We start from the raw sequence: 14547 nt of genomic DNA, 5'->3' as shown, positions 1-14547 counted from the left end.
CAGGCGCCGGCCGGCGCCGAGGTGATTTCGCTGGCCTCGATGGCCGGCAGCGTGCCTGCACATCGGGTGCTCAGCGGGCGCCCGTTGCGGATCGCCCTGGTCGCTGGTGAAGCCTCCGGCGACCTGCTCGGCGCAGGCCTGGTGCGCGAACTGAAGGCCCGCTTCCCGCATGCCGAATTCGCCGGCATCGGCGGCGATGCCATGCGCAGCGCCGGCTGCCAGACCTGGCACGATGCCAGCGAACTGGCGGTGATGGGCCTGACCGAAGTCCTGCGCCATCTGCCGCGCCTGCTCAAGCTGCGTTCGGCCTTCCGCCAGCGTGCGCTGGAGTGGCAACCGGATGTGTTCATCGGTATCGACGCGCCGGACTTCAATCTGGGTATCGAACGCTGGCTGAAACAGCGTGGCGTGCGCACCGTGCACTACGTCAGCCCTTCGGTATGGGCATGGCGCGAGAAGCGTGCCGAGAAGATCGGCAACAGCGCCGACCTGGTGCTGTGCCTGTTCCCGATGGAACCGCCGATTTACGCCAAGCATGGCGTCGACGCGCGCTTCGTCGGCCATCCGATGGCCGATGACATCCCGCTGCATGTCGACCGTGAAGCAGCCCGGATCGAACTCGGCCTGCCCGCCTCGGCCAAGGTGCTGGCCGTGCTTCCCGGCAGCCGCCTGGGTGAGATCTCCAAGCTCGGCGAAGCCTTCTTCGAGGCCGCCTGGCAGGTATCCGAGCGTATTCCCGGCCTGCACGTGGTGGTCCCTGCGGCCAACGCGGCCTGCCGGCACCTGATCGAGGAGCAGCTGTCACGCTCGGCGCTGCCGGTGGCCTATTCGCATGTACTGGACGGCCAGGCGCGCAACGCGATGATCGCCGCCGACGTGGTGGTGCTGGCCTCCGGCACCGCCACCCTGGAGGCGATGCTGGTGAAGCGGCCGATGGTGGTCGGCTACCGGGTCAACGAACTGACGTACCGCCTGGTGAAGGCGCTGGGGTTGATCAAGGTCGACCGCTTCGCCCTGCCCAACATCCTGGCCGGCCAGGACCTGGCGCCGGAGCTGATGCAGCATGACTGCACGCCGGAAAAACTGGCCGCCGCCGTCCAGCAGTGGTTCGACCACCCGCAGCGGATCGCTGACCTGCAGGGCACCTACACACGCCTGCATGAACGCCTGCGCCGCAACGCATCGGCGCGCGCCGCCGATGCCGTTGGCGAACTGCTGGTGCGCGGCCTGGAAAAGGCATGAGCCGCCGTCACGCTGCGGCCGCCAGCCTGGCCCTGTTCGATGGCACGGCGGTGATCGACCCCGGCCACCGCATCGCCGGTGTCGACGAAGCCGGCCGCGGACCACTGGCTGGCCCGGTGGCGGTGGCAGCGGTGGTGTTCGACCCGCAGCGGCCACGCCTGAATGGCCTTGATGATTCCAAGCAGCTGACCGCGGCCCGCCGCGAGCAGCTGCATGACCGCATCCTCGACCGCGCCCTGGCCTGGCACGTGGTGCTGGTGGACGTGGAAGCCATCGATCGCCTGAACATCTATCAAGCCACCCTGCAGGGCATGCGCGATGTCGTCGCGGCGGTGGCCCACGTGGCCGGCTTCGCCCGCATCGACGGCAACGTGGTGCCCAAGGGGCTGGTGCTGCCGGCGCAGGCGCTGGTCGGCGGCGATGGCATCGACCGCGCGATCATGGCGGCCTCGATCCTGGCCAAGGTTTCGCGCGACCGCTACATGCTGGATCTGCACGCACGCCACCCGCAGTACGGCTTCGACCAGCACAAGGGCTACGGCACCCCGGCGCATCTGGCCGCCCTGCGTGAACACGGCCCGTGCGCGGAGCACCGGCGCAGCTTCGCCCCGGTACGCGAGTGCCTGGAGACGCCGACGGCTGCGGCCGCCGCCATCGCCTGAACGTTCGCCGGGCATGCCCCGGCGCTACCACGGCAACATGAACGCCCCCGGTAACGCCGTGCCATGCCCGGCGGCATCGGCGATATCGCGCACCGTCAAGTCCTTGTCGCAACCCCCTGCCCTCGCTACCCTGACCGGGCACTCCAGCGCTTCCCGACCCCGGCGACGATTCCCGCGTCTGCACCCGGGGCCTGCGCGCTCCAACCTGGTCCGGCATGTCCAACTCCCGCTTCGTACATCTCCACGTCCACACCGAGTTCTCGCTGGCGGACTCCACCATCCGTGTGCCGGCAAAGCCGGACCAGGCCGACCCGAAGAAGGCCAAGCAGGCCAACCTGCTGTCGCGCTCGGTCGAACTGGGCCTGCCTGCGCTGGCGGTGACCGACCTCAACAACCTGTTCGCCCTGGTCAAGTTCTACAAGGCCGCCGAAGGCGTGGGCATCAAGCCCATCGCCGGCGCCGACGTGATGATCGCCGAGGAAGGCCAAGACCCGTGGCGGATGACCCTGCTGTGCCGCGACCGCGAAGGCTATCTGAGCCTGTCGCGGCTGCTGACCCGGGCATGGATGGAAGGCCACCGCGCCGAGGGCGGCGTGGCGGTGCATCCGGACTGGCTGAAGGCCGGTAGCGCCAACCTGTTCGCCCTGGCCGGCCGTGAGAGCCTGGCCGGGCGCCTGGCCCTGGATGGCAAGCACGATCTGGCCGAGCAGCAGCTGGCCGACTGGCAGCGCGTGTTCGGTGATGGCCTGCACCTGGAGCTGACCCGCACCGGCCGTGACGGGGAAGAGAGCTTCAACCAGTTCGCGCTGGTGGCCGCCGGCCAGCGTGGCCTGCCGGTGATCGCCAGCAACGACGTACGCTTCCTGTCGCCGTCCGATTTCAGCGCGCACGAAGCACGCGTGTGCATCTCCACCGGCCGCGTGCTGGATGACCCCAAGCGCCCGCGCGAGTACAGCGACCAGCAGTACCTGAAGTCGGCCGAAGAGATGTGCGCGCTGTTCGCCGACATCCCCGATGCGATCGACAACACGCTGGCGCTGGCCGAGCGCTGCAACATCGAGATGCGCCTGGGCACCTACTTCCTGCCCGACTATCCGGTGCCCGACGAGGAGACGCTGGACAGCTGGATCCGCAGCGAGTCGCGCAAGGGCCTGGCCGCACGCCTGGAAAAGAATCCCATCGCGCCCGGCATGACGGCGCAGGATTACAGCGACCGCCTCGAGTTCGAGCTGGACACCATCATCAAGATGGGCTTCCCCGGCTACTTCCTGATCGTGGCCGACTTCATCCAGTGGGGCAAGGCGCAGGGCATCCCGATCGGCCCGGGCCGTGGTTCGGGTGCGGGTTCGCTGGTGGCGTGGGCACTGCAGATCACCGATCTGGACCCGCTGCCGTACAACCTGCTGTTCGAGCGCTTCCTCAACCCCGAACGCGTGTCGATGCCCGACTTCGACATCGACTTCTGCATGGACCGCCGCGACGAAGTCATCGACTACGTCGCGCGCAAATATGGCCGCGAGCGGGTCAGCCAGATCATCACCTACGGCACCATGGCCGCCAAGGCGGTGGTGCGCGACTCCGGCCGCGTGCTCGGCTTCCCCTACGGCCTGGTCGACGGTGTTGCCAAGCTGATCCCGAACATCCTCGGCATCTCGCTGAAGGATGCGATGGGTGAGGGCAAGGACAGCGAGATGGCCTCGCCCGAGCTGATCCAGCGCTACCAGAGCGAGGACGATGTCCGCGACCTGATCGACCTGGCACGGCAGCTGGAAGACCTCACCCGCAACGCCGGCAAGCACGCCGGTGGCGTGGTGATCGCGCCCGAGCCGTTGAGCGAGTTCTGCCCGCTGTTCGCCGAACACGATGAAGACGGCCGTGGCAAGAATCCGGTCACCCAGTTCGACAAGAACGACGTTGAAGAAGTCGGCCTGGTGAAGTTCGACTTCCTCGGCCTGCGCACGCTGACGATCATCGACTGGGCGGTGAAGGCGATCAACAAGCGCCACGAGCGCGCCGGCATTCCGCCGGTGGACATCACCCAGCTGCCGCTGGACGATGCGCCCACCTACAAGGACATCTTCGCCTCGGGCAATACCGGCGCGGTGTTCCAGTTCGAATCCTCGGGCATGCGCCGCCTGCTGAAGGACGCCAAGCCCGACCGTTTCGAAGACCTGATCGCGCTGGTGTCGCTGTACCGCCCCGGTCCGATGGACCTGATTCCCTCCTTCGTCGACCGCAAGCACGGGCGCGAAGACGTGGAGTACCCCGATCCGCGCACCGAGCGCATCCTGCGCGACACCTACGGCATCATGGTGTACCAGGAGCAGGTGATGCAGATGGCGCAGATCGTCGGCGGCTACTCGCTGGGCGGCGCCGACCTGCTGCGCCGCGCGATGGGCAAGAAGGTGCCGGCGGAAATGGCCAAGCACCGCGAGATCTTCCGCGAGGGTGCAGCCAAGGGCGGTGTCGACGGTCCCAAGGCCGACGAGATCTTCGACCTGATGGAGAAGTTCGCCGGCTACGGCTTCAACAAGTCGCACGCCGCCGCCTACGCCCTGGTGAGTTACCAGACGGCCTGGCTCAAGCGCCATTACCCGGCCGAGTTCATGGCCGCGACGCTGTCTTCGGACATGGACAACACCGAAAAGGTGGTCGGCTTCCTGGACGAGGTGCGCAACCTCGGCCTGACCGTGCTGCCGCCGAAGGTGAACCAGTCCGCCTTCATGTTTGAAGCGGCCACGCCGGACACCATCCAGTACGGCCTGGGAGCGATCAAGGGCGTCGGCCAGGGTGCCTGCGAAGCGGTGGTGGAGGAACGCCTTCGCGGCGGCCACTACACCGACCTGCTCGACTTCTGCACCCGCATCGGTTCGGCCAAGCTCAACCGGCGCACGCTGGAAGCGATGATCAACTGCGGCGCGCTGGATGAGCTGGGCCACAACCGCGCCTCGCTGATGCTGCAGCTGCCGGAAGTGATCAAGGCCACCGAACAGATGGCGCGCGAGCGTGCGTCCGGCCAGAACTCGCTGTTCGGCGGTCCGGATCCGGGCGCGACAACGATCCAGCTGGACCTGCCGCAAGCCGACGAGTGGCCGTTGCTGCAGCGCCTCAACGGCGAGCGCGACACGCTGGGCTTCTACCTCAGTGGCCACCCGTTCGACCCATGGCGCGACGACGTGCGCGATCTGGTCGGTACCGACCTCGGCTCGGTGGAAAAGATCTGGAGCGCCAACAGCAACAGTGGCGGGGGCGAGAAGCGCTGGCGTCCGGAAGTGCAGACCGTGCTTGCCGGCCAGGTGGTCGGCGTGCGCCGCAAGGGCGAGAACCAGATCTTCATCCAGCTGGAAGATGGCCGTGGCCGCGTCGAATGCAGCGCGTTCTCCGATGCCATGGCCGAATTCGGCCACCTGATGACCAAGGACCGTATCCTGGTGGTCAAGGGCGGCCTGCGCGAAGACGAATTCAATGGCGGCTTCGCACTGCGCATCCGCCAGTGCTGGGACTTCGACGAGGTCTGTGCGAACTACGCCACGCGCCTGTCGCTGCGGCTGGACCTGCGCCATCAGCGGCCGGTGTGGGAGCGCATCGACGCCCTGCTCGACCGCCATCGCCCCGGCCGCACGCCCCTGCGCCTGGACCTGCTGCTGAAGGGACCCGATGGCGGCATCGCCGGCATGCTCGATGTTTCCGGGCAGAGCGCGGTGCGCGTCGATTCCAGGCTGATGGAGGCGCTGCGCGCCGAACCGGCCGTGCGCACGCTGAAGGTGCGCTACAGCCCGCCATGGGCCAGCTGAGGCTGGCCCAACCCCGTTTCCGCTTTCCCGCCGCATACGTCAAGGACGATTGCCCGCAATGAAATACCTGCTGTTGCCGATGATGGCCGTGCTCGCGCTGGCCGGCTGTTCCTCCAAGGTCGATTTCGAGATCGACAACCCGACCGATGCGCCGCTGGCGATCAGCATCGATGGCAAGGACCTGCCGGTGGCTGCGCACGCTTCGCGACCGATCAGCCTGGCTGCCGGTGAGCATCACCTGCATACCGACCGCCTGGGCGATGTGCGCTTCATCGTCTACGCCGACGGCCGCGGCGGCCTGATCAATCCCAGCCTCAGCGAGTACGTGACGGCGCGCGAGATCTATGTGACCGGCGAGGACAAGCTGAAGAACTTCGGCGTCAGCGGCCTGGGCATCGAGCTGGGCGGTGTCGAGTTCAAGGGACCGTTCGAAAAGCACCACGGCCTGTTCATCGACAAGACCTGGAACTTCGGCGTGCGCGAGCCGTTCCCCGAGGAGCAGGTGGTTGCGCACGTGGACTCGACCGGCGGCCGGATCAGCACCAAGATCTTCACCGCGCCGGAGTTCATCACCTACATCGAGGCCAGCATGGGCGAGGCCGGTGCCTACAAGCGTGAGCAGCCCGCCGGCTACGTGGCCCCGGTCTACACGCTGGAACCGGCGCCGGCGCTGCCCGCGCTGGACCCGGCCTTCGAGGCCCATGCCGGTGCGGTGCGCGACATCTATGCCCGCTGGCTGAAGGCCACCACGGCCAGCGAGCAAAAGGCCCTGCGCAAGGAAGACTTCCAGGCACAGATGGCCTTCACCCAGGCCACCATGACGCTGGGTGCGAAGCTGCCGGTGGCGGCCAACCAGGCCTACAACGACTTCGTGACCATCCGCAGCACCGAAATGGCCCGCAGCGCGCTGGTCCTGCCCTGAACCGGCGGCCGGCGGCCCGGCTGGCGCCGCCGGTCCTCACTGCGCTACCGTCGGCTTCCAGACGAAGGCGTACGGGCCGTTCCTGCGCATTCGGCTAGAATTCCCCTCTTCTTTACACGACGGCTTCCGATGAATCCGAACTACCTCGACTTCGAGCAACCCATCGCCGACCTGGAAGCCAAGATCCAGGAACTGCGCAACGCCAGTGCCGGGCCGGCGGTCAATGTCGAGGCCGAAGTGCACGCGCTGCAGGACAAGCTGCGCGTGCGTACCGCACAGATCTTCCGCAACCTGACCTCATGGCAGGTGCTGCAGCTGGCCCGCCATCCGTCGCGCCCGTACACCGCCGACTACATCCGCATCATCTGCGATGAGTTCCAGGAACTGGCCGGCGACCGTGCCTTCGCCGACGACAAGGCGATCATGGGCGGCCTGGCCCGCATCAATGGCCGCTCGGTGATGGTCATCGGCCACCAGAAGGGCCGCGACACCAAGGAAAAGATCAAGCGCAACTTCGGCATGCCCAAGCCTGAGGGCTACCGCAAGGCCCTGCGCCTGATGAAGATGGCCGAGCGTTTCGGCCTGCCGGTGCTGACCCTGATCGACACCGCCGGCGCCTGGCCGGGCATCGATGCCGAGTCGCGCGGCCAGTCCGAAGCGATCGCGCGCAACCTGATCGAAATGGCCGAACTGAAGGTGCCGATCATCTGCACCGTGATCGGTGAAGGCGGCTCGGGCGGCGCACTGGCGCTGGGCGTGGGCGACCGCACCGTGATGCTGGAATACGCGGTGTACTCGACCATCACCCCGGAAGGCTGTGCTTCGATCCTGTGGAAGGATGCCGGCAAGGCCAAGGATGCTGCCGAGCAGCTGGGCCTGACCGCGCCGCGCCTGAAGGGCCTGGGCCTGGTCGACAAGGTCGTGCGCGAGCCGACCGGCGGCGCCCACCGCAACCCGACGCAGATGGCCAAGCGCCTGAAGGCCGTGCTGCTGAACGAGCTGGACGCGCTGGATGCGCTGTCCACCGAAGAGCTGCTGGAGCAGCGCTACAAGCGCCTGCGCAGCTACGGTACTTACGAAGCGGCGTAAGCCCCGTGCTGCCAGCCGCTAGACAAGCTTGGTAGTGCCGGCCGCTGGCCGGCAACATGCAGGGGATTACAGAAACGAAAGAGCCGGGCAGATGCCCGGCTCTTTTTGTTTGTGCCTCGCGCGGCATCCACGCATGGCGTGGATCTACCAGAAGCAAATGACGCCCCCTCAGAACGGCTTGGCCAGCACCAGCCAGACGATCGGGATGAAGGCCAGCAGCGGGATCTCGTTGATCCAGCGCAGCGCGCGCGACGACGGCAGCGCCCTGCCCTTGGCCACGCCCTTGAGCAGGCGTCCGATCCAGATGAAGTACGCCAGCAGCACCACCACTAGGCCCAGCTTGGCGTGCAGCCAGCCCGCTCCGCCCGGGGCGACCATGGTCGGGAAATCCGGAATCACCTTGTAGCCCAGCCACAGCACCAGGCCGAGCACGAACGCCAGGCCGAACATCGAATGCCCGAAGCGGTACAGGCGCATGCCCATCAATTGCAGGCGCTCGACCACCGCCGGCTGCCCCGCCGTCTCGGACAGGTTCACCAGGATGCGCGGCAGGTAGAACACCGTGGCCATCCACGCCACCACGAACACGATGTGGAAGGTCTTGACCCAGTAGTAGCTCTGCATGCGCTCGCTCCGGCGGCTGGCGTGGATGTCCGCCATTCTCGCATGTCGTGGCGAGGCCACCGCACGTACAACCGCCGCGACACATCGACGCATGGCGTGCTGCAACGCCGTACGATAGGCGCCGATTTCACACTGTACCCGAACGCCATGGACAAGACCTACGACGCCGCCTACTTCCAGCGCTGGTACCGGCGCGCCGACATCGGCGGCAGCGCGCGCCTGGCGCGCAAGGTCGCCCTCGCCGTGGCGACGGCCGAGTACTACCTGGAACGACCGATCCGCAGCGTGCTGGACGTCGGCTGTGGCGAAGGTGCGTGGCGCGCGCCGCTGCTGAAACTGCGTCCGAAGGTCGAATACCTGGGCTTCGACAGCAGCGAGTACGCTGTGCGCCGCTACGGCCGGACCCGCAACCTGCACCTGGCCAGCTTCGGCGATTTCGCCTGGCTGCGCCCCTGCGCCCCAGTCGACCTGCTGATCTGTTCGGACGTGATGCATTACGTGCCCAACCGCGAACTGCGCGCGGGCCTGGCCGGGCTGGCCGAGCTGACCGCAGGGGTGGCCTTCCTGGAGACCTTTGCCGCCGAAGATGAATTCGAGGGCGACCATGACGGCTTCCAGTCGCGTCCGGCCCGCTGGTACCGGCGCGAGCTGGCTCGGCAGGGGCTGCAGGCAGTGGGTTCCCACCTCTGGCTGGGGCCAGCGCTGGCCACCGAAGCGACTGCGCTGGAGCAGGCGGCCCGCTGAATACGGGCAGTGCGCCTGCTTAACGTCCGGGACAGTCGGATGCGCTATGCTGCGCGGCAACATAAGACCATACATATTCGGTCGGCATGCTCTATCAACTGCACGAACTGACCCGCAACCTGCTCGCCCCCTGGGTGCACCAGGCCCAGGCCAACGCCAAGTTCTTCGCCAACCAGGGACACTGGTGGTCGCAGATGCCCGGCGCTGATCGCTTGGCGGCGGTCAATGAGCTGTTCCATCGCATCGGCAAGGATTACGAGAAGCCCGAATGGGGCATCAACGAAATCGAGGTCGAGGGCGAGCGCGTGCCGATCGTGGTGCACGAGGAACTCAGCAAGCCGTTCTGCAAGCTGCTGCGCTTCAAGCGCCACAGCAATGAAGCCGACCAGCTGCACACCATGCTCAACCAGCCGTTCGTGCTGGTGGTGGCGCCGTTGTCCGGCCATCACGCCACGCTGCTGCGCGACACCGTGCGCACGCTGCTGCGCGACCATCGCGTCTATGTGACCGACTGGGTCGACGCGCGCATGGTGCCCGGCAGCGAGGGCGAGTTCGGGCTGGACGACTACATCGCCTACATCCAGGAGTTCATCCGCCATCTCGGCGTGGAGCGCCTGCACGTGGTCAGCGTCTGCCAGCCGACCGTACCGGTGCTGGCCGCGGTTTCATTGATGGCCAGCCGTGGCGAAGCGACGCCACGCACGCTGGTGATGATGGGTGGCCCGATCGATGCGCGCTGCAGCCCGACCGCCGTCAACAACCTGGCCACGCAGAACCCGTTGTCGTGGTTCGAGAACAACGTCATCCACACCGTACCGGCCAGTTATCCCGGTGCCGGCCGCCGCGTGTATCCCGGTTTCCTGCAGCACGCCGGCTTCCTGTCGATGAATCCCAGCCGCCACTTCAGCTCGCACTGGGATTTCTACACCGACCTGGTGAAGGGCGACCTGGAGGATGCCGACGCGCACCGTCGCTTCTACGACGAGTACAACGCGGTGCTGGACATGCCGGCCAAGTACTACCTGGACACCATCTCCGTGGTGTTCCAGGACTTCCTGCTGCCGCGTGGCGAGTGGGTGGTCAATGGCGAAAAGGTCGACCCATCGGCAATCCGAGATACCGCGCTGCTGAGCATCGAAGGCGAACTGGACGACATTGCCGGCCTCGGCCAGACCGAAGCGGCGCAGGCGCTGTGCACCGGCATCGCGGCCGACCGTCGCGAGCATTTCATCGTTGAAGGTGCGGGCCACTACGGCATCTTCAGCGGCCGTCGCTGGCGCGAAGTGGTCTACCCGAAGGTGCGTGACTTCTTCGCCGCGCATGCCGAAGCCCCGGCAGCGAAGGCCACGAAGAAGAAGAGCAACGTCACCCCGCTGCGGCGCAGGGCGGGGTAGCACGTCCCTGGTAGATGCCAACCTTGGTTGGCGCTTCTGGTAGATGCCAACCTTGGTTGGCGCTCTTTCAAGCGTGCTGACACCTGATGGTTCGTGCCAACCAAGGTTGGCACCTACCGCAGCGTGGGATCCCGCTTACAAGCGCACCAGCAGGTTCTTGGCCAGCATGCCGTGCAGCTTGCCGATGCCGCGTGCCAGGTGCATCGTCAACAGCAGCAGCAACACACCTACCGCTGCAACCACGATCGCCACCAGCGGCGAGGCCGCCATGGGCAGTACGTTCACGTCGTTGATGTAGATGCCGGGGATGTCGCCGCTGAAGATCGCCGCCACCGGTGCCCAGATCAAGCCCAGCGACAGCGACAGCAGGGTCACCGCGATGGTGAAGTAGATGATGCCCAGCGGCAGCATCAGCACGAAGTACAGCAGGGTCAGCCAGGTGCGGCCATCGGTGAACATGTCGCCGATACGCTGCAGCCAGCTGCGGCTGCGGTCGGTGTACTGCGGCCGGCGCGGCATGCGCTCACCCAGCAGCGCTTCAACCAGCCGCCCTTCCAGCAACGCAAGCCCACGCACCGAGCCGAAGAACAGCACCGTCAGCGGAACACCGATGATCAGGATCAGCAGGCCCAGCGACAGCGACAGGCCGGTGACCACCCAGGTGAAGAAGAAGATGCCGGTGGCCAGCGACAACAGCATGTAGAACAGCGCGCCATAGGTGTGCGGGTCGGTCACCACGCCGAAGAAGCGTGCCAGCAGCGAGCGTTGCACGGGTGCTGCCGGCTGCGCCGCCGGTGCCGCACCGCTGGCCTCGGCCGCTGCACGCAGCACCGGGCCAGTGTCGGCCCGCGGCGTGCGCAGCGCGCGGTTCACCGTGAGCTCGGTTTCGCGATAGATCTCCGCCACCTCGTCCGGTGCACCGTAGCTGCCGGCGACATCGGCGATCACCTCGGCTTCGCTGCGGCCGGGTTGCGCCGCCAGTTCAGAGCGCAGGTATTCCTCGGCGTCGTACAGGGCGTCCTGCACCATCGCCGGATCGGCACCGTCCAGCGCGGCACGCAGCTGCGCCAGGTACTGCGGGATGGTGCTGGGCAGACGGTTGCCTGCCAGGTCCAGGTCGTTCATTGCGGTATCCCCTCCAACACGGAATCGACGGAATCACGGGTGTCGCGCCAGGCCTGGCGCCATTGCTCCAGCACCTCCCGGCCACGCGCGTTGATGCGGTAGTAGCGGCGCGGCGGCCCGCTGCTGGACGGCTCCACATGGCTCTCCAGCAGGCCGGCGCCCTCCAGGTTGCGCAGCACCGGGTACAGCGCGCTCTGCTTGCCACTGAGCACGCCCTCGCCCACCCGTTCCAGCTCCTTGGCGATCAGGTAGCCGTACAGCGGCTCACCGGCGCGGGCCAGCACTGCCAGCAGGGCCAGCGACACGGTGCCGGCGCTGAGCTCCTTCTGGAACTTCTTCAGGTGGACATCGTCCTCGGACATGACCGGCCCTCCACTACGTTGAAGTCCACAGTAGTGCGAAGTTCGGTATAGCGAATGTGTCGTTAGTCATCGTGTCGGTTGGCGTGGCCGTGCGGCTCGCGCAGAATCGAAGCCTCGTTCATGTTCCGGGGATCCCATGCCGCACCGTCGACGCCTTGCCCTGACCGCCCTCGCTCTGTCCTGGCTGCTGCCCGCAATGGCCAGCGCAGCCACGCCCTATCGCAGCCCGCAGCAGATCCTGGATGCCTCGGCGGCCAGCGACTGGCGCACGCCGGACCCGGCCAACCTGCTGTACATGGACCTGCCTGCCGGCCGGGTGATCATCGAGCTTGCGCCGCAGTTCGCCCCACGCCATGTCGCCAACATCCAGACCTTCGCCCACGAGCACTTCTGGGACGGCACCAGCATCTACCGCTCGCAGGACAACTTCGTGGTGCAGTTCGGCGATGCCGACGCCGATGATGCGGCCAAGGCCAAGCCGTTCGGCAGCGCGCAGCGCAAGCTGCCGGCCGAGTTCGAGCGCGCCAGCGCCGGCCTGAAGGTGAGCGTGCTGCCCGACCGCGATGGCTGGGCAGCACAGACCGGCTTCGTCGACGGCTTCCCGGTGGGCCAGGATTCGCAGGCCGGCAAGGCCTGGCTGGCGCATTGCTACGGCATGCTCGGTGCCGGCCGCAGCAACGAGGAAGACAGCAGCATCGGGGCCGAACTGTATGTGGTGACCGGCCAGTCGCCGCGCCAGCTGGACCGCAACATCACCCTGGTCGGCCGCGTGCTGAAGGGCATGGAACTGCTCAGCGCGATCCAGCGTGGACCGGCACCGATGGGCTTCTACACCGACCCGAAGCTGCGCACACCGATCGTGTCGATCCGCCGCGCCAGTGACGTGCCCGCGGCCGAGCGCACACCGATCCAGGTGCTGCGCACCGATTCAAAGACCTTCGCCGATACCGTGGAAGCGCGCCGCAATCGCGTGGATGATTTCTACAAGCGCCCGGCGGGGCATATCGACCTCTGCAATATTCCGGTGCCGGTGAAGTAACGCCGTCGCGGGTTGTGCGCGTGGCGCGTGCTGAAGGTGCTTCATCGTTCATGGGCGTTACTTTTCTTTGTACGCAAAGAAAAGTAACCAAAAGAAACGTTCCGCCGGTCACGAGCCGCCGTGCTGCGCACGTCGGTTCCCTGCGCTTCTCGGTGAATCAGGGGGCGGTGCCGAACTCGCTGCGCTCAGACATCGGCACCTCTTCGCCCCTGATTCCCCTGCGATGCTCGGCTCGCTCAAGGCGGACCCAGATCAAAGGCCGCAGCTGCACCCAGTAGATCCACGCCATGCGTGGATGCTCTTGCTGTTGGTCTTGACTTTCCAGTCCGCCTTGAGCGAGCCGAGCACCGCAGGTCCGGCGAGGGCGAAGAGGCGCGGGTGTCTGAGCGCAGCGAGTTCCCGCGCCGTCCCTCGGCGGGCCGAGGAGCGCAGGGCACCGGTGCGCAGCACCGGCTTGCGACCTGGCGGCGTGTTTCTTTGGTTACTTTCTTTGCACGAGCAAAGAAAGTGACGCCTCCCCGCAGGCGCGGGAAAAGGCTGCCGGGCAGCGCCCGGCACTACCAGTGTGTCGGACGACGCTGCGTCGGCGCCGTCAGCCCTTCTGACTCACCGCCACGCTACCCAGAATCAACGCACCCGCAATCAGCATCTGCAGCGTCACCGGCTCGCCCAGGAACAACCAGGCGAACGCAGCGCCGAACAGCGGAACCAGATAGGTCACCGTTGACGCACGCGACGGTCCGATGCGGCCGATCAGGCGATAGAACATCAGGAAGGCGAATCCGGTGCAGACCACGCCCAGCGCGATCGCCGCGCCCCAGGCCTTGCCCGGAATCGGACCCTGCGGCAGATGCGTGAGCGCCATCGGCAACAACCACAATGAGGCGCACGACAACGTGGCAGCGGCGGCAGCAGCCGAAGGCAGACCGGTCATGTGCCGCTTCACCAGGTTCACGCCCAGTCCGTACAGCAGCGAGGCAGCGGCACCGGCCAGTACGGCCGTGCCGATGCTCAGCCCCGAGATCTTGGCCGTGGCCAGCACCACCACGCCGGCAAAACCCACCAGCAGCGCGCCGGCACGCCGCACCCCGATCTTCTCGCCGAAGAACAGGAAGGCGATCAGTGCGGCAAACAGCACCGTCATCGCATTGCAGATCGCACCGATCGCAGCCGGCGCACGCTCTGCGGCGTAAGCGAACAGCACGAACGGCAACGCCGAATTGACCAGGCCGATCGGCGCCAACCACAGCCAGCGGCGCGGTGGGAACTGCGCGCGTGCGCGCCACAGGAACGGCAGCAACACCAGGGCGCCCAGCACCAGCCGTACCTCGACCAGGGCGAACGGCCCGAATGAAGGCACCGCCACCCGCATGAACAGGAACGAGCAGCCCCAGATCGCGCCGAGCAGGGTCAATTCCAGCGGTGTGCGCCAATCACGCTCGGTCGCTTGGGGTATCGCATTCATGTGCTGTGTCCGTTGCTCATCGTGGCGCTGTTCCGGCCACACAGGATCAGCCGCAGACGCCCGCTGCACAAGCGCGTAGTATCGC

General features: G+C 66.8%; 12 protein-coding genes. 8 read left to right on the top strand and 4 right to left on the bottom strand.

Annotated elements, in window-relative coordinates; translation table 11 throughout:
* Window positions 1-39 precede the first annotated feature (39 nt).
* The 5 genes from lpxB to D0Y85_RS06450 all read left to right on the top strand — a co-directional run bounded on the left by lpxB (window position 40) and on the right by D0Y85_RS06450 (window position 7709).
* Window positions 40-1242 carry a lipid-A-disaccharide synthase gene (gene lpxB, locus D0Y85_RS06470; RefSeq protein ID WP_240329380.1) on the top strand — a complete coding sequence of 401 codons (1203 nt, stop codon included), beginning with the start codon at window positions 40-42 and terminating at the stop codon, window positions 1240-1242.
* Window positions 1239-1904: a ribonuclease HII gene (locus tag D0Y85_RS06465; protein WP_117309894.1), complete on the top strand. Its 666-nt coding sequence runs from the start codon at window positions 1239-1241 to the stop codon at window positions 1902-1904. Before lpxB ends, D0Y85_RS06465 begins: the two co-directional genes overlap by 4 nt.
* Before the next feature lie 215 nt (window positions 1905-2119).
* Window positions 2120-5698, top strand: coding sequence for a DNA polymerase III subunit alpha (gene dnaE / locus D0Y85_RS06460; RefSeq protein WP_117309893.1), 3579 nt, complete (start codon window positions 2120-2122; stop codon window positions 5696-5698).
* A 58-nt stretch (window positions 5699-5756) separates the two neighbouring features.
* On the top strand, window positions 5757-6620 hold the full coding sequence (locus tag D0Y85_RS06455; RefSeq protein WP_117309892.1) for a hypothetical protein: 864 nt from the start codon (window positions 5757-5759) through the stop codon (window positions 6618-6620).
* Between the two features lie 129 nt (window positions 6621-6749).
* A complete protein-coding gene (locus D0Y85_RS06450; RefSeq protein WP_117309891.1) occupies window positions 6750-7709 on the top strand; it encodes an acetyl-CoA carboxylase carboxyltransferase subunit alpha in 960 nt (319 codons plus the stop codon).
* 168 nt (window positions 7710-7877) lie between these two features.
* On the opposite strand, the gene D0Y85_RS06445 is transcribed toward D0Y85_RS06450, so the two are convergent.
* Window positions 7878-8333 carry a CopD family protein gene (locus D0Y85_RS06445; protein ID WP_025877688.1) on the bottom strand — a complete coding sequence of 152 codons (456 nt, stop codon included), beginning with the start codon at window positions 8331-8333 and terminating at the stop codon, window positions 7878-7880.
* 147 nt (window positions 8334-8480) lie between these two features.
* Here D0Y85_RS06445 and D0Y85_RS06440 point away from each other — a divergent pair, with 147 nt between their 5' ends.
* Both D0Y85_RS06440 and phaZ read left to right on the top strand, forming a co-directional pair.
* Complete coding sequence (locus D0Y85_RS06440) at window positions 8481-9077, top strand: class I SAM-dependent methyltransferase (RefSeq protein ID WP_117311864.1); 597 nt, start codon at window positions 8481-8483, stop codon at window positions 9075-9077.
* 86 nt (window positions 9078-9163) lie between these two features.
* Window positions 9164-10471, top strand: a complete 1308-nt coding sequence (gene phaZ, locus D0Y85_RS06435; protein ID WP_117309890.1) for a polyhydroxyalkanoate depolymerase — start codon at window positions 9164-9166, stop codon at window positions 10469-10471.
* 135 nt (window positions 10472-10606) lie between these two features.
* On the opposite strand, the gene D0Y85_RS06430 is transcribed toward phaZ, so the two are convergent.
* Window positions 10607-11596: a sensor domain-containing protein gene (locus tag D0Y85_RS06430; RefSeq protein ID WP_033830707.1), complete on the bottom strand. Its 990-nt coding sequence runs from the start codon at window positions 11594-11596 to the stop codon at window positions 10607-10609.
* On the bottom strand, window positions 11593-11958 hold the full coding sequence (locus D0Y85_RS06425; protein WP_089239815.1) for a PadR family transcriptional regulator: 366 nt from the start codon (window positions 11956-11958) through the stop codon (window positions 11593-11595). Before D0Y85_RS06425 ends, D0Y85_RS06430 begins: the two co-directional genes overlap by 4 nt.
* A 136-nt stretch (window positions 11959-12094) precedes the next feature.
* On the opposite strand from D0Y85_RS06425, the gene D0Y85_RS06420 reads away from it, so the two are divergent.
* Window positions 12095-12997 (top strand): peptidylprolyl isomerase, encoded by a 903-nt coding sequence (locus tag D0Y85_RS06420; RefSeq protein ID WP_117309889.1) that lies wholly within the window; start codon window positions 12095-12097, stop codon window positions 12995-12997.
* A 592-nt stretch (window positions 12998-13589) separates the two neighbouring features.
* On the opposite strand, the gene D0Y85_RS06415 is transcribed toward D0Y85_RS06420, so the two are convergent.
* On the bottom strand, window positions 13590-14462 hold the full coding sequence (locus D0Y85_RS06415; protein ID WP_025877696.1) for a DMT family transporter: 873 nt from the start codon (window positions 14460-14462) through the stop codon (window positions 13590-13592).
* Window positions 14463-14547: the final 85 nt, after the last annotated feature.

The organism is Stenotrophomonas sp. G4, assembly GCF_003428825.1.
GTDB lineage: Bacteria > Pseudomonadota > Gammaproteobacteria > Xanthomonadales > Xanthomonadaceae > Stenotrophomonas > Stenotrophomonas indicatrix.
Note: the sequence above shows the minus strand (reverse complement) of the source record. Positions and strands in the feature narration are given on the sequence as shown.